The following is a 20,393-nucleotide window of genomic DNA, read 5'->3' on the forward strand; positions in this document are numbered from 1 at the left end:
GCCGCACCGCCCCGGCCCCCTCCCCCAGCTTGGCGATGGAGCTGGCGATGGTGAACAGCACCAGGGGCGCCACAACCATCCGGATCAGGTTCAGATAGACGTCGCCGATGGGTTGCAGCCAGACCTCGGCCCGTTCGCGCAGGATCAGCCCCGCGACGACGCCCAGGGCCAGGCCGGCGAAGGTGCGTTGCCACAGGGGTATTCTGAAGAAACGAGCGAACATGGAGGCGCTTTCGACAAGGGGTGCGCCAAACTGGTCATCGCGCCGGCTATCCGCAACCGCGCGAGTGCGGGTTCAGACCCCAGATTTACTGTCCGGCGCCCTCAGAATTTCAGCGCTCTCATCACGTAGAAGTCGGACAGGACGCCGTCGATCGCCTCCTCGACGTCCTCGAAGGCGTCAATCAGGACGTCGCCGCCCAGGGTTTCGACCGGAACCGGCGTGTAGCCGAAGGTCGTCAGTATGCAGGGCATGCCTGCGTCCCGCGCCGCCTCGGCGTCCGGCGCCGCGTCTCCGACCATGATGGCCCGCTCGGGGTCACCGCCGCCCGTGACCACGGCCTCTTTCAGATGGACGCCTGCGGGCTTTCGTGCGCTGACCCGATCCGGCCCGACGATGGCGGCGAAATGCCGGGTCAGGCCCAGCTTCTCGAGCAGAAGCTCTGACAGGTCCGACCGCTTGTTGGTCGCCACCACCAGAATCGCCCCGCGTTCGCTCAGCCGCTCCAGCGTCTCGACCACCCCCTCGAACGGCTGCGAACCGTCGGCGATGTGGGCGGTGTAATCGACCAGAAACCGCTCGAACAGTTCATCCGATTGCGCCCGTTCGACCGATGCCCCGGCCGCCTCGAACCCATGAACCAGCAGCGCCCGCGCGCCCGAACCGATCAGGGTCGAGGCGGCTTCCATCGGCACGGGCGGCAACCCTTCCTCGACCAGCAGCCGGTTCAGGGTTCCGGTCAGGTCCGGCGCGGAATCGACCAGGGTCCCGTCCAGGTCGAAGACAATGGTCCAGCCTTCCAGGTCGCGATCGGTCATCCACATCTCCCGCTGGCCCGCATGATGGGCTAGATCGCAGGACGACTAGACGCCGGAACGATTCATGACCAGCCAGACGCGCCCTCGCGCCGCCATCATTCTCGCCGCCGGCCAGGGCACGCGGATGAAATCGCCCCTGCCCAAGGTGCTGCATCCGGTCGGCGGCCGCGCCATGCTGGATCACGCCATCGACGCGGCCCAGGCCCTGGGCTGTCAGAAGATCGTCGTGGTGGTCGGCGCCCATTCGCCCGAGGTCCGCGCCCATGTCGTCAAACGCCTTGGCGAGGCGGCCATCGCCGTTCAGGACCCTCCCCTGGGCACGGGCCACGCCGTCCGCGCCGCCGAACAGACCCTGGCCGGATTCGACGGGGATGTGGTCGTGACCTATGGCGACGTGCCTCTGCTGAAGGCCGCCGACATCGAACCCGTGTTCAACCCCGAGGGCCTGACCGTCATCGGCTTCGAGGCGCGCGATCCGGGCGCCTATGGCCGGCTGATCCTCGACGGCGACGCCCTGGCCGCCATCACCGAGGCCAAGGAGGCCTCGCCCGAGGTCCTGGCGATCACGGCCTGCAACTCCGGCGTCATGGCCGCTCCGGCGGACCTGCTGTTCGCCCTTCTTGCCGATGTCCGTAACGACAACGCCAAGGGCGAATACTATCTGACCGACGTGGTCGAACTGGCCCGCAAGGCCGGCCGCCCGACCCGCGCCGTCTTCGCGGCCGAGGATTCGGTCATGGGCGTCAATTCCCAAGCCGAACTGGCCCAGGCCGAGGCCCTGTTCCAGAGCGTGCAGCGGGACGCCTTCCTGGCCGCCGGCGTCACCATGGCCGCGCCCGACACCGTCCACTTCGCCTGGGACACCCAGGTCGGCGGCGGAACCGTGATCGAGCCCTTCGTCGTCTTCGGTCCCGGCGCGGTGATCGAGGGCGGCGCCCGAATCCGCAGCTTCAGCCATATCGAGGGCGCGCGCGTGGCGTCCGGCGCAGAGGTCGGCCCCTACGCCCGCCTGCGGCCCGGCGCGGACCTGGCCGAGGGGGTCAAGATCGGCAATTTCGTCGAGGTGAAGAATGTGAAGATGGCCGCAGGCGCCAAGGCCAATCACCTGGCCTATCTGGGCGACGGCTCGATCGGCGCGGCCGCCAACATCGGCGCCGGAACCATCTTCTGCAACTACGACGGCTTCAACAAGGCGCAGACCGAGGTCGGCGCCGGCGCCTTCGTCGGTTCGAACTCCAGCCTGGTCGCCCCGGTCGTCATCGGCGACGGCGCCATCGTCGCCTCGGGCTCCGTGATCACCGAGGACGTGCCGGCCGACGCCCTCGCCTTCGGCCGCGCCCGTCAAACCCTTAAGCCGGACGCCGGCGCCGCCTTCCGCGAGAAGGCCAAAGCCAGGAAGGAAGCGGCGAAGGCCGCCAAGCTGAAATGAGCGATCTACAGAAGAAGAACGCCGGCGAGGCCGCTGCGGCCCATGTCGAGGCCGGCATGATCGTCGGCCTGGGCACCGGCTCGACCGCCGCCTGGTTCGTCAAGGCCCTGGCGGCGCGCGGCCTTTCTGGGCTGCGCTGCGTCCCGACCTCCGAGAAGACCGCCGATCTGGCGCGCGAACTGGGGCTGACCCTGTCGACGCTGGACGACACGCCGCGCATCGACCTGACCGTCGACGGCGCCGACGAGGTCGGTCCCGGCCTGGCCCTGATCAAGGGCGGCGGCGCGGCCCTGCTGCGTGAGAAACTGGTCTGGGAAGCGTCCAGCCGCTGTATCGTCATCGCCGACGCCGCCAAGGTGGTGCCGGTCCTGGGCGCCTTCCCCCTGCCGATCGAGGTCGTCGCCTTCGGCCACAAGACCACGGCCAACCGCATCGCCGACGTCCTGATCGACCATGACATCAACTCGCCGGCCCGCGTGCGCCAGGCGGATCGCGGCCTGGTCCGCACCGACGGCGGCAATCTGATCTATGACGCCGGCTGCAAGGCCATCCATGATCCGGTCCGTCTGGCCGATGATCTGAAACTGATCACCGGCGTGGTCGAACACGGCCTGTTTCTGGACCTGGCCGACCTGGCCATCATCGGCACGGACAGCGGGGTCGAAACCCTGACGCCCTGATCTCCCTCCACCTGGCGACCTTGCTCCAGGGTGTCCCGGCGCCTAAGTCCCACGCCTCGCCCCCGGTGTGACCGGAACCGATTTCAGACGATTCAGACTATTCAGACGCTGTTTTTTTGAGTCTGAACGGAGCGCCCGATGGCCGAATACGACTACGACCTTTTCGTCATCGGCGCAGGCTCCGGCGGGGTCCGAGCGGCCCGGCTGACGGCCCTGGGCGGCAAGAAGGTCGCCATCGCCGAGGAGTACCGGGTCGGCGGCACCTGTGTGATCCGGGGCTGTGTGCCCAAGAAATTCATGGTCATGGCCTCCGAGGTCAGCCACGCGCTCGAGATCGCCGAGGGCTACGGCTGGTCCTTCGACAACGCCCGGTTCGACTGGCCCACCTTCCTGGAGGCCAAGGACGTCGAGATCGCCCGCCTGTCGGGCATCTACGCCGCCAATCTGGGCAAGGCCGGGGTCGAGCTGGTCCACGGCCGCGCCGTGCTGAAGGACGCCCGTACGGTCGAGATCGTCGGCAAGAACCAGACCTTCACCGCCGAGAAGATCCTGATCGCTACGGGCGGCCGCCCGTGGAAGCCGGAAAGCCTGGAGGGCATCGAACACGCCATCACCTCCGAAGAAGCCTTCCACCTGCCCGAACTGCCCAAACGCATCCTGATCGCCGGCGGCGGCTATATCGCGGTGGAGTTCGCGGGGATCTTCGCCGGCCTGGGCGTCGAGACGACCCTGATCTACCGGGGCCCCAATATCCTGCGCGGCTTCGACGACGATGTGCGCGCCCACCTGGCCGGCGAGATCGAGAAGCGCGGGATCAAGGTCGTCCTGGGCTGCCAGCACGAGAAGATCGAGAAGACCGCCACGGGCCTGGTCAACCACCTCGAGAACGGGATGAAGCTGGAGACCGACGTGGTCATGTTCGCCACAGGGCGCATCCCCCACGTCAAGGACCTCGGCCTGGAGGCGGCCGGCGTCGAACTGAACGACGAGGGCGCGATCAAGGTCGATCCCTGGTCCAAAACGACGGCCGACAATATCTGGGCCATCGGCGACGTGACCGACCGGATGAACCTGACCCCCGTCGCCATCCGCGAGGCCGTCGCCTTCCACCAGACCGTCTATCGCGACAATCCCCAGCATTTCGACTACGAGGCCGTCGCCACCGCCGTCTTCAGCCAGCCGCCTGTGGGCATCGTCGGCCTGACGGAATCCGAGGCGCGTCGGTCATGTTCGGCCGGGGTCGATGTCTATCTGACCCGTTTCCGGCCGATGAAATACGCCTTCACCGGATCAGAGGAGCGCGTCCTCATGAAGCTGGTGGTCGACGCCGAAAGCCAAAGGGTTGTCGGCGTCCACATCGTCGGGCCCGACAGCCCGGAAATGATCCAGCTCGCCGCCATCGCCGTGAAGGCCGGCCTGACCAAGGCCCAATGGGACGCCACCTGCGCGGTCCACCCGACCATGGCCGAGGAACTGGTCACGATGAGAGAAAAACAGTCGGGCGCGACCTCGGCGGGGTGACGGCGGGGTCTTTGAGCGGCCGAACATCTGTCTAATAGTGCGTTTTTACAGTAGCTTGTGTCGACTTGCTGATAGCGTGAGGCCGCTCCCGGAACCGTTCGATCAGATCCAGCCGCGCGCTGTCCGGAACCGGCGTGGCGCTGGGGCCGTCGTTGCGGAACAGCATCAGCTGAGTGTCGCCGCCCCCGGCCATCGGCCAGTCCGGCCGCCCCACCCCATTGGGGTCGCCGGACCGTGAGAAGGCGATCCAGTAGCCCATCATCGCCGCCGAGGCCGCGACATCCGCCTCTCGGACCGGATAGGGCAGCAGCGGCAGGGTGCCGAACACATAGGGGCGCTCGATGGCGTGGGTCGCCCCGCCGTGCGGTTCGGGATTGTCCGGCGACGAGATGTCGAACCGGTATAGATAGGCCGGATGCCCCGCCGCCGCGTGCAGCCGCGCCAGCCGCCGCGCCGGCTCGGAGAAGACCGCGTCGGTGATGAAGCCCCGGTCGAAGCCCGCCTCCCCGCCATAGGCCGCCGTGATCGTGGCCCGCTCCAGCCAGGTCAGGTCGTCGTCGATCATGCCGTAGCCGTTGCGATCCGTCGGCTTCATCCACCAGAACTCGGCGCTGTTGGTCCCGATCACCATCGGCACAGGCGCCTGCCGCCCGGCTCGGAAGGCCGCTTCCACGGTCGAGGGCACGATCCGGCCGTCGATCAGGGACAGATCTCCGTTAGCGAAGACGGGCGCCGGGGTCAGCAGCAGCTCGACCGGCGCAGCGCGCAGATCGGCCGCAGTCAACAGGTTATGACCGTGGGCCCAGACCTCGCCCCGCTCACGCGCCGACGGCAGGTCATAGGCGCCGCGCCGGTCCAGCGGGGTCTGCAACTCGCGCCCCAGGCCCGACTGCACGATGGCGCGATCGAACAGGCCCCGCGCCGGCGGCGAAATCATCATCCGGGTGACGATGGCGCCGCCCGCCGACTCCCCGAAGATCGTCACATTGGCCGGGTCGCCGCCGAAGACCGCGATGTTCGCCCTGACCCACTGCAGGGCCGCGATGACGTCCATCAGGCCGTAGTTGCCCGCCGCCTCGTCCGCCGGTCGTTCCGCCGCCAGGGCCGGGTGGTCGAAGAAGCCCAACCGCCCCAGCCGATAGTTCATCGAGACCACGACCATGCCCTGACGGGCCAGATGGGATCCGTCGTACAGGGCCGCCGTGCCCGATCCATTGACTAGGCCCCCGCCGTGGATCCACACCATGACCGGGGCCGGCGACGCGGCGACGTCGGTCGGCCGCCACACATTCAGGTTCAGGCAGTCCTCGCTCATCGGCAAGGGCCCCACGCCGGGGTCGCCCTGCGGCGTGGCCTGGATGCAGATCGGCCCATAGGTCGAGGCGTCGCGCCGCCCTTCCCAGGTCGGGGCCGCGCCCGGCGGCCGCCAGCGCAGTTCCGCCACCGGCGGGGCCGCATAGGGAATGTTCTTGAACGCGGCGACCGTGTCGTCGGCCCGCCCGGCCAGCACGCCTTGGGCCAACTGGACGACCGGCTGTTCGGGAGGCGGCTGATCTGTCGGTTGAGCCATCATGAGGGAGAGGGTGGCCACGGCGCCGGCAAATGTCATGTCCCGTCCTTAGCAAATTCTCCTGACACGCCAATGACGATCAGGTGAAAGGCGAATTCTGGGTACGGTAGCGAACTCTTTGCCTCCTCGCGCGTTCGGCACCGGTTGGGCTGGGGTGTAGATTGACAGTACAAGTGAAACCGGGCGCTTCCGTAGTCGATTTGGCGGCGGCCTTCGAGGCGTCGCCAAATCCTTATCTTCTGCTTACGCCGGATCTGCGCATCGCCGAGGTCAATCACGCCTATGTCGAGGTCACAGGCGCTCGCCGCGAGGAGATCCTGGGCCGTCCCCTGTTCACGACCTTCGACGCCGGCCCCGGCGAAGATGCGCCCGAAAACGTGCGTCAGGTCCGGGCGTCCCTCGAAAAGGCGCGCGACACCCGCCAGCGCGACCACCTCGCCGTCGTGCGATACGCCATGCCGCGCAAATTGTCCGACGGCCAGGAGGTGTTCGAGGAACGAATCTGGAGCGCGACCCATACGCCAGTCCTGAACGCTGAAGGCGATGTCGTGCTGCTTCTTCAGCACACCATGGACATCACCGACCTGTCGCCGGCGATCCGCACCGATGAACCGACAACCGCCCTGGACGCCCTGATCGGCGGGTCGGTCCTGCGGCGAGCTCAGTCGGTTCAGGAGGACAATCGTCGCCTGGAGAGCGAGCGCAACCGTCTGGTCGAGATGTTCATGCAGGCGCCGGGGTTCGTAGCCATCCTGACCGGCCGCAACCACTGTTTCCAGATGCACAACGACGCCTACAGCCAGTTGATCGGCCATCGCGACATCGCGGGCAAGTCCATACGCGACGCCCTGCCGGAACTGGTCGGACAGGGCTATCACGAGTTTCTGGACACCGTCTTCGAAACGGGCGAGCCCTACGAAGGGCGAGAGAGCCTGGCGAAATTGCAAAGGACTCCCGGCGGCCCGCTGGAAACCCTCTATCTCAACTTCATCTATCAGCCGATCCGTGACGAGGCGGACGCCGTGGTCGGCATCTTCGTTCAGGGCCATGACGTCACAGCCAACGTCCTGGCGACCCAGCGCCAGAAGCTGATGATCGACGAATTGAACCATCGGGTTAAGAACACCCTCGCCACGGTCCAGTCGATCGCCATCCAGACCGCGCGTTCCCACGTCGCCCCCGCCACCTTCGCCGCAACCTTCCAGTCGCGGATACTGGCCCTGTCCCACACCCACGACCTGTTGACGCGAACCCATTGGGAAGGCGCGGATCTGCGGGCGATCCTGGAACACGAGACCGAAGCCTTCGGTCCCACCCGCATCAATCTCAACGGCCCGGCGACGGCGCTGCCCCCCGCCACAGCCCTGTCCCTGGGCATGATCTTCCATGAGCTTGCGACAAACGCCGCCAAATACGGAGCCCTTTCCACGCCCGATGGGCGTGTTCTGATCGACTGGAGTTTGGCCGATCAACGCGATCGAAAGCTGAAGCTTGTCTGGCGTGAAATAGGCGGTCCGAAAGTTACGCGACCGGACAGAAGAGGCTTCGGTAGCCGATTGATTGAACGAAACATTCGCCACGATCTGGCGGGGGAGATCGATCTAGTCTACGCCAGCGATGGATTGATTGCGGAACTGACGGTTCCACTCGACAGGACACCCGCCCCATGACCCAACCTCTAAACGGTCGCCGCATACTTGTGGTGGAAGACGAATCCCTGGTCGCCATGTTGCTCGAGACCATCCTCGAGGACATGGAGTGCATTCCCGTCGGCCCCGCGTCCAATATCGACGATGGTGAAGCCATGGCGCGCGACACTGTCGATCTCGACGCCGCCCTGCTGGACGTCAATGTCGCCGGCCGTCAGGTCTTCCCGGTCGCCGAGGCGCTGAAGGCGCGCGGCGTGCCCTTCGTCTTCTCCACCGGCTACGGCGAAGGTGGGTTGCCGGAAGAGTGGCGCGGCGCCACCACCATTCAGAAACCCTTCACCGAGGCCGCCGTTCGAGACGCCCTGATGAAGGTCATGGGCGTCGCCCAGGTCTAGAAATCAGGCGGACCGTCGATCCTTGCAGGATCGGCGCTTGTCCTGACGCCGTCTCTCCAGCGGCCGTGCAGCATGGGCTTGCCCAGCCAATAGGCCAGCTCTGCGGGGCGCTGGACATCCCAGGCCGCCAGGTCGGCGACCTTGCCGACCGCCAGGGTTCCGATCTGATCTTGCAGCCCCAGGGCCCATGCGGCTTCCCGCGTCGCGCCCGCCAGGGCTTCTTCCGGGGTCAGGCGAAACTGAACACAGGCCAGGTTCAGGGCGTCGGTCATGGACGCGACAGGAGAGGTGCCGGGATTGCAGTCGGTCGCAACGGCCATGCGAACGCCATGGGCGCGTAACAGACCGACCGGGGGCGCCTGGGTTTCGCGCAGCATCAGGAAGGCGCCGGGCAGCAGAACCGCCGTCACCCCTGCCCGCGCCATGGCTTTGATTCCGTCTTCCGTCGCATGTTCTATGTGATCAGCCGACACGGCGCCGTAACGCGCCGCCAAGGCTGCGCCGCCCCCGTTCGACAACTGATCGGCGTGCAGCTTGACCGGCAGGCCCAGGGTGCGGGCCTTGTCGAACAGGCGCGCCACCTCCTCGATCGAGAAGGCGATAGGCTCGCAATAGGCGTCCACGGCGTCCACCAGCCCCTCGGCCTGTGCGGCCGGCAGGATGTGATCGACGGCCAGATCGACATAGGCGGCGCGGTTCGCCCGATGCTCGGGCGGAACGGCGTGCAGACCCAGATAGGTGGTGCGCACGCGAACCCCGCCTTCCCGGCCGATGCGGCGGGCGACCCGCAACATCTTCAATTCGCTGTCCTGATCCAGTCCATAGCCCGACTTGATCTCGACCGTGGTGACGCCCGTGGCCTTGAGCCCTTGCAGCCGGTCCATGGCGGAGGCGTACAGTTCGTCCTCCGACGCCGCGCGCGTGGCCTTGACCGAAGCGACGATCCCGCCGCCGGCGCGGGCGATATCCTCATAGGTGGCCCCGCCCAGCCTCTGTTCGAATTCGCCCGAGCGGTCGCCGCCGAAGACCAGATGCGTGTGACAGTCGATCAGTCCCGGCGTGAGCCAGCGTCCGCCCAGCCGCTCCGTCTCGACCGCCTCCACGGACGGCAAATCCGCGCGCGGTCCGATCCAGGCGATACGGCCGTCGGCGATGACCACGGCGGCGTCGCGGATGGCCCCATAGGCGGCCCCGCCCGGAACCATGGTGGCGGCATGACAGTCGATCAGCAGGCGGTCGGCCTTCATCGGCTCAGGTCCTTGGCGTGGGCGGAGGAGAAAAGCGCGACCAGATCATAGCGATCCCCAGGGAACAGCTGACGAACCCGCGTCACGCCCTGGCCGTCGCGCCAGGTCCGCCTTTCGACAGACAGACAGGCCGCGCCGGGCTTGATCTGCAGCAGACGCGCGGTCACGGCGTCGGCCTCCATGGAGCCGATCCGGTTCTCGGCCTCGGTCCAGGGTTCATAGTCCAGAAGCCAGGTTCCAGGCGGAGTGATTTGAAAATTCACCTTTATCGCTTGGGGAGCCGCGGCCAGAGCGATCAGTCGATGCTCCAGAGCCAGAGGGATCGCGTCGGCGCTATGCAGACAGGTCAAGGCCAGGAGCGGACCGCCGGCGGCGAGTTCAATTTCAGCGCCGCCGTCCGGATCGCGTTCCATCTGGTCCAGCAGCCTGTAGCCATAGGCCTGGCCCCGCTCCATCACCTCGGCTCGCAGATCGGGGATGGCCAGGAAGGCGGCATGGGCCTTGGGCTGGGCCACGAAGCTGCCCGCGCGACGCCGCCGTGTGACCAGTCCCCTGCCCGCCAGTTCCGACAGGGCCTTGGAGACGGTGGCGCGCGAACAGCCGTATTGGGCGGTCAATTCGTGTTCGAAGGGAATGCGTGCGCCCGGCGACAGCTCGCCCGAGAGGATGCGGCCTTCGAGGTCCGCGTAGATTCGGCGGTGCAGGGGCTCAGGCGTCATCCCAGCACCGTGTTCAGGGCCTTGCGGTACCGTGCCTCGATAGCCTCGCGCGCCACATGCCGCCCGTCCCGCACCACCTGCCGCCCCGCCCGCCAGACCGAGGCGACGGCGCCCGCCGGCGCGCCGAAGATCCAGCTGTCCAGCAAGGCGTCGCCCGAACGGCCATGGAAGCCGGCGCCGCGCGTATCCAGGCAAACCAGATCGGCCGATCCGCCGATGACCAGGTCGTTCGCCGCGCCCCCGGCCTGGCGCCCGCCCGCCAGCACGCCTTCGAACAGGGCGCGTCCTGTCGAGCGATCCGCATCCGCCATGACCGAACGGCGCCTCAAGGCCAGCCGCTGGCTGTATTCCAGCATCCGCAGTTCCTCGGCCACGCCGATCTGCACATTGGAGTCGGTCCCCACGCCGAACCGCCCGCCCGCCCGCGCATAGGCGGCGGCCGGAAAGACGCCGTCGCCCAGATTGGCCTCCGTGATCGGGCACAGGCCGACGACCGCGCCCCGTTCGATCACGCCCCGCCACTCCGCCTCGGTCACATGGGTCGAGTGGATCAGGCACCAGCGCGGATCGACCGGGGCGTTGGCGAGCAGCCATTCCACCGGCCGGGCGCCGGACCAGGCCAGGCAGTCTTCGACCTCCTTGGTCTGTTCGGCCACATGGATATGGATGGGCCCATCGCCTGCCAGACCGGGCATGGCGGCCAGCTCAGCCGGGCTGACAGCCCGCAGGCTGTGCGGCGCGACCCCCACCACAGCGTCCGCCATATCGGCGGTCAGGCGGCGGCAACGGTCGGTCAGCTCCGCGAATCCGTCCAGATCGGTGATGAACCGTCTCTGCCCCCGGGTCGGCGCCAGGCCGCCAAATCCGGCGTGGGCGTAGAAGACCGGCAGCAGGGTCAGGGCGATTCCGGTCGTCTGGGCCGCCGCGACAATCCGCGCCGCGATCTCTCCCCGGTCCGCATAGGCCGCGCCGGACGGGGCGTTGTGAAGATAGTGGAACTCGGCCACGCGGGTGAAACCGCCCTCGAGCATTTCGGCGAAGGCCAGGGCGGTGATGGCCTCGATCTCTTCGGGCCCGCCCCGATCAAGGAAGCGGTACATCAGGTCGCGCCAGGACCAGAAATCATCATCGCCGTGTTGGCCCTGGGGCCCACGCGCCTCGGTCAGCCCGGCCATGGCGCGCTGGAAGGCATGGCTGTGGACATTGACGACGCCCGGCAAGGCCACGCCGTCTCCTTCGTCCGCGGCTCCGCGGGATACGCCGGTCTCGAGGCTTGAAATCCGACCCCTCGCAATCCCGATCCGCACATCCCGCGCCCAGCCGTACGGCAAGAGGGCGGCCTCGAACCAGAGGGTGCGATCCACAGGCTGCGACTCAAGGCTCACTGGACAGGTCCGTCTTGTTGCGATCAATATGTCTAGACATACCACGACGGATCGATTTGGCGAGGGAGGCCGAGATGACGCGTGACTGGCTGACCGTCCATGAAGGCTCGGGGCCGCTGGTGATCGGCTTGCCGCACACGGGGACCGAAATCCCGGACGTTCTGATGGCGCGGTTTCGATCCCCCTGGCTGGCGCGCAAGGACGCCGACTGGTGGGTGGATCGGCTCTATGATTTCGCCGTGGATCTGGGCGCCACTCTGGTGCGCACCGCAGTTTCTCGCAGCGTCATCGACGTGAACCGCGATCCATCCGGCGTGTCCCTGTATCCCGGCATGACCACCACGGGCCTCTGCCCGGTCGAGACCTTCGACGGCGAGCCCCTGTATCGGGCCGGCGAAGCGCCCGATGCGGCCGAGATCGCAGAGCGTCGCGCGACCTGGTTTGATCCCTATCATGCCCAGCTGAAGGCCCAGATCGACCGGCTGCGCGCCCGTGGCCCCGTCGTCCTCTATGACGCCCATTCGATCCGTTCTGTCGTCCCGCGGCTGTTCGCCGGCGAGTTGCCCCAGTTCAACATCGGCGACAACGACGGGACCACCTGCGCCCCAGAACTGACCCAGGCCGTCGAGGCCGCCTGCGCGATCAGCGGCTCCAGCCTGATCGTCAACGGCCGGTTCAAGGGCGGCTGGACCACGCGTCACTACGGCCGGCCCCACCTCGGCGTTCACGCTATCCAGATGGAACTGGCGGACCGGGGCTACATGGGCGACCCGGCGAGCCCTTTGTCCCCCGACAACTGGCCCAGTCCCTATGAGCCGGAGCGGGCCGAGGCGATGCGTCGAAACCTGCACCGCGTCCTGACCGCCTGTATCGCCTTCGCCGAGAGCCAGACATGAACCAGCCCAACGCTCGCGTCATCCGAAGCCCGCGCGGATCGGAAAGGACGGCCAAGACCTGGGCGGCCGAGGCGGCCATGCGAATGTTGATGAACAATCTTGATCCCGAAGTGGCTGAACGTCCTCAGGATCTTGTCGTCTATGGCGGCATCGGCAAGGCGGCGCGCGATTGGGCCGCCTTCGACAGGATCGTGGAGACCCTGAAGACGCTGGAGGCCGACGAGACCCTGCTGGTCCAGTCCGGCAAGCCGGTCGGGGTCTTCCGCACCCATGCCGATGCGCCCCGGGTCCTGATCGCCAACTCCAACCTCGTGCCCAAATGGGCGACCTGGGAGCATTTCTCGGAACTCGATCGCAAGGGCTTGATGATGTACGGCCAGATGACGGCCGGATCCTGGATCTACATCGGCACCCAGGGCATCGTCCAAGGCACGTATGAGACCTTCATGGAGGCGGGCCGCCAGCACTACGGCGGCGACTGGTCCGGAAAATGGATCCTGACCGCAGGCCTGGGCGGTATGGGCGGGGCCCAGACCTTGGCCGCGACCCTGGCGGGGGCGTCCTGCCTGGCGGTGGAATGCCAGCAAAGCCGGATCGAGATGCGGCTGAAGACACGCTATCTTGATGTGGCGGCCCAGAGGCTGGACGAAGCCCTGGCCCTGATCGAAGACGCAAATCGGACTGGAAAACCCATATCTGTCGGCCTATTAGGTAACTCTGCCGATGTCTTGCCTGAGATGGTCCGCCGGGGAGTTCGGCCGGACCTGGTGACCGACCAGACCAGCGCCCATGATTTGGTCAACGGCTATCTGCCGGCCGGTTGGACCGTCGCCGAGTGGGAAGACAAGCGGGTCAGCGAACCTGCCTCGGTCGCGGCGGCCGCCCGCCCCTCCATCGCTGCCCACGTCCGCGCCATGCTCGACTTTCAGTCGGCCGGGGTTCCTGTCGTCGATTATGGCAACAATATCCGTCAGGTCGCCTTTGACGAAGGGGTTACGAACGCCTTCGACTTTCCCGGCTTCGTCCCCGCCTATATCCGCCCCCTGTTCTGCCGCGGGATCGGACCGTTCCGATGGGCGGCCCTGACCGGTGATCCGGACGACATTCGCAAGACCGATGCGGCGATGAAGCGGCTGTTCCCGGACAACGCAGGTCTGCATCGCTGGCTCGACATGGCCAGCGAACGTATCGCTTTCCAAGGACTTCCGGCGAGAATCTGCTGGATTGGATTGGGCGAGCGCCACCGGGCGGGCCTGATGTTCAACGACATGGTGGCGTCCGGTGAATTGTCGGGACCGATCGTGATCGGCCGGGATCATCTCGACTCGGGCTCGGTCGCCAGCCCGAACCGTGAGACCGAGGCCATGATGGACGGATCAGACGCTGTTTCGGACTGGCCCCTTCTCAACGCGCTTCTGAACACAGCCTCGGGCGCCAGCTGGGTCTCGCTGCACCACGGCGGCGGGGTCGGCATGGGCTATTCCCAGCATTCGGGCGTCGTGATCGTCGCCGACGGCACGCCGGAAGCGGCGCAGCGGCTGGAGCGCGTGCTTTGGAACGATCCGGCGACGGGCGTCATGCGCCATGCCGACGCCGGTTACGACATCGCCCGCGCCGCAGCCCGCGAACACGGCCTGAACCTCCCCAGCCTGAAGGCCTGACCTCCATGACGACCCTGACCCTCGGCCGTTCGCCCCTGACCCTGGCCCAGTTGCGCGGCGTCCTGGACGGCCCCGTGACGGTCGCTGTGGCGCCCGAGGCCTGGGCCGATGTGGACAGGGGCGCCGCGACCATCGCCGCCATCGTGGCCGAAGGGCGCACCGTCTATGGGGTCAACACCGGATTCGGCCTGCTGGCCAACACCTCCATCGCGTCCGCCGACCTGGAGACCTTGCAGCGGAACCTGGTGCTCAGCCATGCGTGCGGGGTCGGTCCCTTGCTGCCGGACAGCGTGACGCGACTGCTGATGGTGCTGAAGATCGCCTCCCTGTCACGCGGCGCCTCGGGCGTTCGGCGCGAAACCCTCCAGGCCCTGATCGCGCTCGTCAACGCCGACATCCTGCCCTGTATCCCGTCCAAGGGCTCGGTCGGGGCCTCGGGCGATCTGGCTCCTCTGGCCCATATGAGCTGCGTCCTGATCGGGGTCGGCGAGGCCCGGCACAAGGGTGAAACCCTGGAGGTCGAGGCCGCGCTTGAGCGGGCCGGGCTCAAGCCTCTGGTCCTGGGACCGAAGGAGGGGCTGGCGCTGCTGAACGGGACACAGTGTTCGACCGCCCTGGCCCTGGCGGGTCTGTTCGCAGCCGAGGCGGTCTTCGCCGCCGGCGTGGCGGCGGGGGCCCTGTCGGTCGACGCCTTGAAGGGATCGGACGCGCCGTTCGACGCCCGCATTCACGCCCTTCGGGGTCAACCCGGTCAGATCGCCGTGGCCGCACGGCTCAGGACCCTGATGGCGGGTTCGGCCATCCGCGACAGCCACCGCGACGACTGCGCCAAGGTGCAGGATCCCTATTCGCTGCGCTGCCAGCCTCAGGTCATGGGGGCGGTGCTGGACGTCCTGGCCACGGCGGCCGCCACGCTGGAACGTGAAGCCAACGCCGTGACCGACAATCCTCTGGTCTTCATTGAGGACGGGGATGTCATATCAGGTGGAAACTTCCACGCTGAACCTGTTGCTTTTGCTGCCGATCAGATCGCCATGGCCCTGTGCGAGATCGGCAATATCTCCGAACGCCGGACCGCCATCCTGGTCGATCCGAAGATGAGCGAACTGCCGGCCTTCCTGGTCAAGGAAAGCGGCCTGAACTCGGGCTTCATGATCGCCCAGGTCACGGCGGCGGCTCTGGTGGCCGAGAACCGGATGGTGGCCCATCCGTGCAGCGTGGACACGGTTCCCACCAGCGCCAATCAGGAAGATCATGTCTCCATGGCGACCCACGGCGCCAGGCGGCTGCTGGACATGGCCGAGAATACGGCGACCGTGGTCGGAATCGAGTTGCTGGCGGCGGCCCAGGGGCTGGAATTCCATCGTCCCCTGACCAGTTCGCCCCTGCTGGAACAGGTCGTCACCGTCGTGCGTGAGGCGGCCGCGCCCTACGCCAGCGACCATTATTTCGCGCCGGATATCGCCAGGGCCACCGACGGCGTGCGCGCGGGACGGTATCGCCTCTTCGCGCACGACCTGCTGCCGTCCGCATAGGTCGCTGACCTCTATTCGTCCAGCGGTTGAAGCGGCGCCCGGCGCAGGGCTGAAAGATTAGCAGAATTCGTGCAGAAGCAGACGGTCCTCAACTGGCGCATGACCAGTTGGAAGTGGGCGACCACCGCTTCCGTCGACACCATCGCCGCCGACAGGACGCCGGCGGCCTGACCCGCGATGTCGGCCCCAAGGCGGATCGCGCGCGCGACGTCCAGACCGTCGCGCACGCCGCCCGAACCGATCACGACCGCGTCTGGACAGGCCCGGCGCACATCAACGATGGTCCGCGCCGTCGGCATGCCCCAGTCGCCAAAGGCGGCGGCGTGGGCCCTGTCGGCGGGATCCGTCGCCCGCTCGCCCTCGATGAGCGCCCAGTTCGAACCGCCCGCGCCGGCGATATCCACGGCGGCGGCGCCCATGTCGGTCAGGCGGCGCGCGGTTCGGCCCGACAGGCCGGCTCCGGTCTCCTTGACCACCACAGGAACCTCGATCCTGCGGATCAGAGCCTCTAGTGCGGCGCCGACGCCCCACCAGTCGCGATCACCTTCGGGCTGACAGGCTTCCTGAAGCGGGTTCAGATGGACGATCAGGGCGTTCGCCCCGATCATCTCGATCACCCGCCGCGCCTCGTCCAGACCGAACCCCCGCGTCAGTTGCGCCGCGCCGATATTGGCCAGGATGGGGGTGTCGGGCGCCCGGTGGCGCAGCCCTATGTCCAGGCCGCCGCTGGCCCCCTCTTCCAGAGCCGTGCGTTGGGACCCGACCGCCAGGGCGATTCCCAGGTGCTGGGCCGCCTCGGCCAGACGGGCGTTCACGGCCTCGGCCCGCGCCGGACCGCCGGTCATGGCGCTGATCAGCAGGGGCGCCTTCAATCGGCGCCCCAGGAAGTCGGCGCCCAGGTCGATCTTGTCGTGATCCAGATCCGGCAGGGCCTCGTGCACGAACCGGATCGCGTCGAACCCGGCGTCGCGGGCGTGCCGACCACGCCCGGACAGCACCACGTCGAGGTGCTGATCCTTGCGGCCAAGGGCGCCGGGCGAAATGGCGTCGGTCATCGGGTTCGCCTAGGACCGGATCGTGGCCCGCATGGGGCGGTCAGGGCTGGCGTTCGACGGTCAGGGCATAGGCGCCCGTCTCATTCGGGCCCAACGACCGGGCTCGGACGACGAACCAGCCGTCTTCCGGCGCGGTCCAGTCCAGCTTGGCGTGGGTGTCCGAAAGACCGTCGTCGTCCGTGGCCAGGCTGGTGAAGTCCTCGCCGTCCTCGCCCAGGTCGATGAAGGCGTCGAAGGCGTTGGAGACCAGGGTGATCCGCAGTTTCTCGTCCTTCTTCGCCTGGAACCGATAGGCGTCGTAATAGGCGCCCCCGTCGATCAGGGCGTCGGAAAGGCTCAGCGTGCCGCGCGCCGTCGCGCCGACCAGAATACTGCCCGGCTTGGGCTCCGGGCCGCGATCGATCAACGCCAGCGAATAGAGCCCCTTCCCCTCGTTCGACAGCGGAGAGGCCCGCAGAATGTAGTCGCCGGACGACGGCAGGGTGAAGTTCAGACGCGAATCCGTTCCCTCGGCCAGCCCGTCGTCATCGCTCGACAGGGCGGAAAACTCGCCGTCGGCGGCGCTGATCTCGAGATAGGCGTCGAAATCGCCGGATCGCAGAACGGCTTGGACGCGCTGGCCTTCCTGGCCGGTGAAGACATAGGCGTCATAGTGTTTGCCCTCGTCGTTCTGGGGCTTTTCGGGCGTGATCTCGCCTTCCACGGTCTGGCCAAAGGTGATCGCAGACGGCGCAGGGGGCGGGGCGACTTCGCTGATCTTGAGGGTGAAACGGCCTTCGCCGTCATCGCCCAGGGCGCGCGCCTCGATCACATAGTCGCCGGCTGTCTCCAGCGTCCGGACGATGCGTGAGTCCGTGCCCGATCCGGCGCCGTCGTCGTCCTGATCCAGGACTGAATTGTCCGACGCCTGGCGCAGCGTCAGATAGGTGTCGAAATCCTTCGACGACATCTCGATGGCGACGCGCTGGCCCGCCTCAGCCGTGAACCGATAGAATTCGGTGCGCTGGCCATCGTCGTTCAGTCCCGTCTCATCGTTCAGATTCCCGTCAATGCTGTCGCCGACGGCGATGGGCTTGGCCGGCGGCGCAGGCGGCGCTTCCGACAGGCCCAGGGTGTAGGCGCCCTCCCCATCCCTGATGGCGGTGACGCGAGCCAGATATTCCCCAGCCGTCGGGGCGGTAAAGACGAGGCGCGAGTTCAGTCCGTCGTCGGGTCCATCGTCGTTCTGAGCCAGTTCGACGAAGTCGGCCCCGTTCATCCGGCCCACGCGAACCAGTGGATCGAAGGCCTCGGACTCCAGGGTGACGATCACCCTCTGACCTGCAGAGGCGCGGAAGGTGTAGGCGTCGTAGCGGCCGCCGTCTTCCTGTTCCGGATCACGGTCCGTCAGCGTCCCGGCTCGCTCATCACCGACGCGAAGGCCGACCGGACGCGGTGCGCGCGGGGGCGCGGGGCGTTCGCGCAGGGACAGGCTGTAGTCCCCGCCTTCCAGCCCGGCCAGGGTGCGGGCGCGCAGGACGTAGGTCCCGCTGGTTTCCGGCGTGAAGCGCAGCCGGGCGTCCGTGCCTTCGCCCAGGCCGTCGTCATCTTCGGCCAGCGGTTCGTCGCCGCCTTCGGCATAGATGGCCAGATAGGCGTCGAAAGCGTCGGACCTCAGCACCGCCTCCAGCCTCTGCCCCGCACGCGCCTCGAATCGGTAGGCGTCATAACGATAGGCGTCCTCGCCGGTCGTGGCCGCGTCCGTCTCGGTCAATGCGCCATCCACCGCAGCCCCGATGCGCAGGCCCTGTACGTCCTGAGCCAAGGCGGGCGAGGCGGCCCAGGCGAGGGCGAGGGCAAGGGCGCTGGCGGCGGCGACGAGGGACGAACGCTTCATCAAGAACACTCCGGAGTTTGTCGCGGATCATAGACGCCGAACCATGACGGCTGTAAATCGCCGCATCCTCATCCCCCCGGAGTCTTCCCCATGTCAGCCGAGCCCGCACGCGCGACCCTGATCGACGGCAAGGCCTTTTCGGTCGACCTGGTGGACCGCGTCGCCGCCGCCGCCGCGCGTCTGGAAGCCAGCCAGGGCGTCAAGCCGGGCCTGGCCGTCGTCATCGTCGGCGAGGATCCCGCCAGCCAGATCTATGTTCGCAACAAGGGCGAAACGACCCTGCGCGCGGGCATGCGGTCCGACACGCACCGTCTGGACGAGACCACGACCCAGGACGAGCTTCTGGCCCTGATCGCCCGTCTGAACGCCGACGCCGGCATCCACGGCGTCCTGGTTCAGCTGCCCCTGCCGAAACACATCGATTCATCGGTCGTGCTGGACGCCATCGATCCCGACAAGGATGTGGACGGCTTCCACGTGGTCAACGCCGGACGCCTGGCGGTCGGCCTGCCGGGCCTGGTCCCCTGCACCCCCCTGGGCAGTCTGATGCTGCTGAAGGACCAACTGGGCGATCTGACGGGCCTGAACGCCGTCATCGTCGGCCGGTCCAACATCGTCGGCAAGCCGATGGCGCAACTGCTGCTGGGCGAAAGCTGCACCGTCACCATCGCCCATTCCAGGACCCGCGACCTGCCTGCCCTCTGCCGCACCGCCGACATCCTGGTCGCCGCCGTCGGCCGGCCGGAGATGATCAAGGGCGACTGGATCAAGCCGGGCGCGACCGTGATCGACGTCGGCATCAACCGCGTTCCCTCGGCCGACCCGGTCAAGGCGGCGGAGGGAAAGACCCGCGTCGTCGGCGACGTCGCTTTCAAGGAAGCCGTCGAGATCGCCGGACGCATCACCCCCGTCCCCGGCGGCGTCGGCCCCATGACCATCGCCTGCCTGCTGGCCAACACCTATTCGGCGGCCTGTCGCTCGATCGGCGTCGAACCGGAGCCATTGGACGCTTGAAGCGTTGCGGTCCTGAGGCGATAGTCGCCGCACCGGCGCAATCGCCGACAGGGGAAAATCCATGGCTCGCTTCAACGCTCGCGCTCTGGCTCTGACGACCGTTCTCGTCGCGGCGCCCGCCGTCACCGGTTGCGGCTACAACACTATTCCGACCAAGCAGGAACGGGCCGAGGCGGCCTGGGCCGATGTCCAGGCCCAGTACCAGCGTCGCGCCGACCTGGTGCCCAATCTGGTCGCCACCGTCCAGGGCGCGGCGATCCAGGAACGCACCACCCTGACGGACGTGATCAACGCCCGCGCCCGCGCCACCTCGGTCAATGTCTCGGCCGCCGACCTCAGCAATCCGCAGGCCTTCCAGCAATATCAGCAGGCTCAGGGCCAACTGTCCGGCGCCCTGTCGCGCCTGCTGGTCTCGGTCGAGGCCTATCCCCAGCTTCAGGCCAATCAGAATTTCCTGACCCTGCAGTCCCAGCTGGAAGGCACCGAAAACCGGATCACCATCGCGCGCCGCGACTACAATGAGGCGGTGCGCGACTACAACACCACCCTGCGCACCTTCCCGAACGTGATCTGGGCCAAGACGGTGCATAGCGGATCGCAACCGATGCAGTTGTTCACCGCCACGGCGGAGGCCCAGTCGGCGCCCCAGGTGAACTTCAACCTGAACGGCGCTCCGGCCGCCACGCCCGGCGGCGGGGCGGCGCCGGTCGCGCCGGGTTCGAC

18 protein-coding genes are annotated in these 20,393 nt (G+C 67.5%); 10 read left to right on the forward strand and 8 right to left on the reverse strand.

Annotated features, from left to right (window positions below; genetic code table 11):
- The coding region (locus tag ER13_RS09940; RefSeq protein ID WP_035308879.1) for a cation:dicarboxylase symporter family transporter at nucleotides 1–223 on the reverse strand (223 nt) is incomplete at its 3' end.
- A 101-nt stretch (nucleotides 224–324) separates the two neighbouring features.
- Nucleotides 325–1,044 (reverse strand): HAD-IA family hydrolase, encoded by a 720-nt coding sequence (locus ER13_RS09945; RefSeq protein ID WP_081836196.1) that lies wholly within the window; start codon nucleotides 1,042–1,044, stop codon nucleotides 325–327.
- 58 nt (nucleotides 1,045–1,102) lie between these two features.
- On the opposite strand from ER13_RS09945, the gene glmU reads away from it, so the two are divergent.
- The 3 genes from glmU to gor all read left to right on the forward strand — a co-directional run bounded on the left by glmU (nucleotide 1,103) and on the right by gor (nucleotide 4,668).
- The gene (gene glmU, locus ER13_RS09950) at nucleotides 1,103–2,467 is read left to right on the forward strand and encodes a bifunctional UDP-N-acetylglucosamine diphosphorylase/glucosamine-1-phosphate N-acetyltransferase GlmU (protein WP_035308883.1); all 1,365 of its coding nucleotides are present in this window, start codon (nucleotides 1,103–1,105) and stop codon (nucleotides 2,465–2,467) included.
- Nucleotides 2,464–3,147: a ribose-5-phosphate isomerase RpiA gene (rpiA, locus tag ER13_RS09955; RefSeq protein ID WP_035308885.1), complete on the forward strand. Its 684-nt coding sequence runs from the start codon at nucleotides 2,464–2,466 to the stop codon at nucleotides 3,145–3,147. Before glmU ends, rpiA begins: the two co-directional genes overlap by 4 nt.
- Before the next feature lie 138 nt (nucleotides 3,148–3,285).
- Nucleotides 3,286–4,668 (forward strand): glutathione-disulfide reductase, encoded by a 1,383-nt coding sequence (gene gor / locus ER13_RS09960; RefSeq protein WP_035308887.1) that lies wholly within the window; start codon nucleotides 3,286–3,288, stop codon nucleotides 4,666–4,668.
- Between the two features lie 31 nt (nucleotides 4,669–4,699).
- On the opposite strand, the gene ER13_RS09965 is transcribed toward gor, so the two are convergent.
- The gene (locus ER13_RS09965) at nucleotides 4,700–6,277 is read right to left on the reverse strand and encodes a carboxylesterase/lipase family protein (protein WP_052005036.1); all 1,578 of its coding nucleotides are present in this window, start codon (nucleotides 6,275–6,277) and stop codon (nucleotides 4,700–4,702) included.
- A gap of 134 nt (nucleotides 6,278–6,411) precedes the next feature.
- Between ER13_RS09965 and ER13_RS09970 the strand changes: the two genes are divergently transcribed.
- Both ER13_RS09970 and ER13_RS09975 read left to right on the forward strand, forming a co-directional pair.
- Nucleotides 6,412–7,908 carry a sensor histidine kinase gene (locus ER13_RS09970; RefSeq protein ID WP_231492520.1) on the forward strand — a complete coding sequence of 499 codons (1,497 nt, stop codon included), beginning with the start codon at nucleotides 6,412–6,414 and terminating at the stop codon, nucleotides 7,906–7,908.
- Entirely contained in the window at nucleotides 7,905–8,282 is a 378-nt protein-coding gene (locus ER13_RS09975) for a response regulator (protein ID WP_035308891.1), read from the forward strand. Before ER13_RS09970 ends, ER13_RS09975 begins: the two co-directional genes overlap by 4 nt.
- Here the strand turns inward: ER13_RS09975 and hutI are convergent.
- From hutI to ER13_RS09990, 3 genes are read right to left on the reverse strand one after another with little or no spacing between them, the layout of a single operon-like run.
- Complete coding sequence (gene hutI, locus ER13_RS09980) at nucleotides 8,279–9,529, reverse strand: imidazolonepropionase (protein WP_008261768.1); 1,251 nt, start codon at nucleotides 9,527–9,529, stop codon at nucleotides 8,279–8,281. The genes ER13_RS09975 and hutI overlap by 4 nt on opposite strands.
- Nucleotides 9,526–10,248, reverse strand: a complete 723-nt coding sequence (locus tag ER13_RS09985; protein ID WP_008263981.1) for a UTRA domain-containing protein — start codon at nucleotides 10,246–10,248, stop codon at nucleotides 9,526–9,528. The genes hutI and ER13_RS09985 overlap by 4 nt, the downstream gene beginning before the upstream one ends.
- Nucleotides 10,245–11,633, reverse strand: coding sequence for a formimidoylglutamate deiminase (locus ER13_RS09990; RefSeq protein WP_231492522.1), 1,389 nt, complete (start codon nucleotides 11,631–11,633; stop codon nucleotides 10,245–10,247). The genes ER13_RS09985 and ER13_RS09990 overlap by 4 nt, the downstream gene beginning before the upstream one ends.
- A gap of 74 nt (nucleotides 11,634–11,707) precedes the next feature.
- Here ER13_RS09990 and hutG point away from each other — a divergent pair, with 74 nt between their 5' ends.
- The 3 genes from hutG to hutH are packed head-to-tail and all read left to right on the forward strand — an operon-like array spanning nucleotide 11,708 to nucleotide 15,725.
- Complete coding sequence (gene hutG, locus ER13_RS09995) at nucleotides 11,708–12,529, forward strand: N-formylglutamate deformylase (protein WP_035308895.1); 822 nt, start codon at nucleotides 11,708–11,710, stop codon at nucleotides 12,527–12,529.
- Nucleotides 12,526–14,190 (forward strand): urocanate hydratase, encoded by a 1,665-nt coding sequence (gene hutU, locus ER13_RS10000; RefSeq protein ID WP_035308897.1) that lies wholly within the window; start codon nucleotides 12,526–12,528, stop codon nucleotides 14,188–14,190. Before hutG ends, hutU begins: the two co-directional genes overlap by 4 nt.
- 5 nt (nucleotides 14,191–14,195) lie before the next feature.
- Complete coding sequence (gene hutH / locus ER13_RS10005; protein WP_035308899.1) at nucleotides 14,196–15,725, forward strand: histidine ammonia-lyase; 1,530 nt, start codon at nucleotides 14,196–14,198, stop codon at nucleotides 15,723–15,725.
- Nucleotides 15,726–15,736: 11 nt separating this feature from the next.
- Here the strand turns inward: hutH and fni are convergent, their stop codons facing one another.
- A complete protein-coding gene (gene fni, locus ER13_RS10010) occupies nucleotides 15,737–16,780 on the reverse strand; it encodes a type 2 isopentenyl-diphosphate Delta-isomerase (protein WP_035308902.1) in 1,044 nt (347 codons plus the stop codon).
- Nucleotides 16,781–16,820: 40 nt separating this feature from the next.
- Nucleotides 16,821–18,656 carry a PPC domain-containing protein gene (locus ER13_RS10015; protein WP_035308905.1) on the reverse strand — a complete coding sequence of 612 codons (1,836 nt, stop codon included), beginning with the start codon at nucleotides 18,654–18,656 and terminating at the stop codon, nucleotides 16,821–16,823.
- Nucleotides 18,657–18,746: 90 nt separating this feature from the next.
- On the opposite strand from ER13_RS10015, the gene ER13_RS10020 reads away from it, so the two are divergent.
- Both ER13_RS10020 and ER13_RS10025 read left to right on the forward strand, forming a co-directional pair.
- Entirely contained in the window at nucleotides 18,747–19,670 is a 924-nt protein-coding gene (locus ER13_RS10020) for a bifunctional methylenetetrahydrofolate dehydrogenase/methenyltetrahydrofolate cyclohydrolase (protein WP_008259940.1), read from the forward strand.
- Nucleotides 19,671–19,731: 61 nt separating this feature from the next.
- A partial coding sequence (locus tag ER13_RS10025; RefSeq protein WP_035308908.1) for a LemA family protein occupies nucleotides 19,732–20,393 on the forward strand: 662 nt, incomplete at its 3' end.

This window comes from Brevundimonas sp. EAKA, from assembly GCF_000698025.1.
In the GTDB taxonomy this organism is placed as follows: Bacteria; Pseudomonadota; Alphaproteobacteria; order Caulobacterales; family Caulobacteraceae; genus Brevundimonas; species Brevundimonas mediterranea_A.

Excerpts from the sequence above, each read along its gene's own strand:
- ER13_RS09945 (WP_081836196.1), bottom strand. The coding sequence starts at position 1,044 with ATGTGGATGACCGATCGCGACCTGGAAGGCTGGACCATTGTCTTCGAC.
- glmU (WP_035308883.1), top strand. The coding sequence starts at position 1,103 with ATGACCAGCCAGACGCGCCCTCGCGCCGCCATCATTCTCGCCGCCGGC.
- rpiA (WP_035308885.1), top strand. The coding sequence starts at position 2,464 with ATGAGCGATCTACAGAAGAAGAACGCCGGCGAGGCCGCTGCGGCCCAT.
- gor (WP_035308887.1), top strand. The coding sequence starts at position 3,286 with ATGGCCGAATACGACTACGACCTTTTCGTCATCGGCGCAGGCTCCGGC.
- ER13_RS09965 (WP_052005036.1), bottom strand. The coding sequence starts at position 6,277 with ATGACATTTGCCGGCGCCGTGGCCACCCTCTCCCTCATGATGGCTCAA.
- ER13_RS09975 (WP_035308891.1), top strand. The coding sequence starts at position 7,905 with ATGACCCAACCTCTAAACGGTCGCCGCATACTTGTGGTGGAAGACGAA.
- hutI (WP_008261768.1), bottom strand. The coding sequence starts at position 9,529 with ATGAAGGCCGACCGCCTGCTGATCGACTGTCATGCCGCCACCATGGTT.
- ER13_RS09985 (WP_008263981.1), bottom strand. The coding sequence starts at position 10,248 with ATGACGCCTGAGCCCCTGCACCGCCGAATCTACGCGGACCTCGAAGGC.
- hutG (WP_035308895.1), top strand. The coding sequence starts at position 11,708 with ATGACGCGTGACTGGCTGACCGTCCATGAAGGCTCGGGGCCGCTGGTG.
- hutU (WP_035308897.1), top strand. The coding sequence starts at position 12,526 with ATGAACCAGCCCAACGCTCGCGTCATCCGAAGCCCGCGCGGATCGGAA.
- hutH (WP_035308899.1), top strand. The coding sequence starts at position 14,196 with ATGACGACCCTGACCCTCGGCCGTTCGCCCCTGACCCTGGCCCAGTTG.
- fni (WP_035308902.1), bottom strand. The coding sequence starts at position 16,780 with ATGACCGACGCCATTTCGCCCGGCGCCCTTGGCCGCAAGGATCAGCAC.
- ER13_RS10015 (WP_035308905.1), bottom strand. The coding sequence starts at position 18,656 with ATGAAGCGTTCGTCCCTCGTCGCCGCCGCCAGCGCCCTTGCCCTCGCC.
- ER13_RS10020 (WP_008259940.1), top strand. The coding sequence starts at position 18,747 with ATGTCAGCCGAGCCCGCACGCGCGACCCTGATCGACGGCAAGGCCTTT.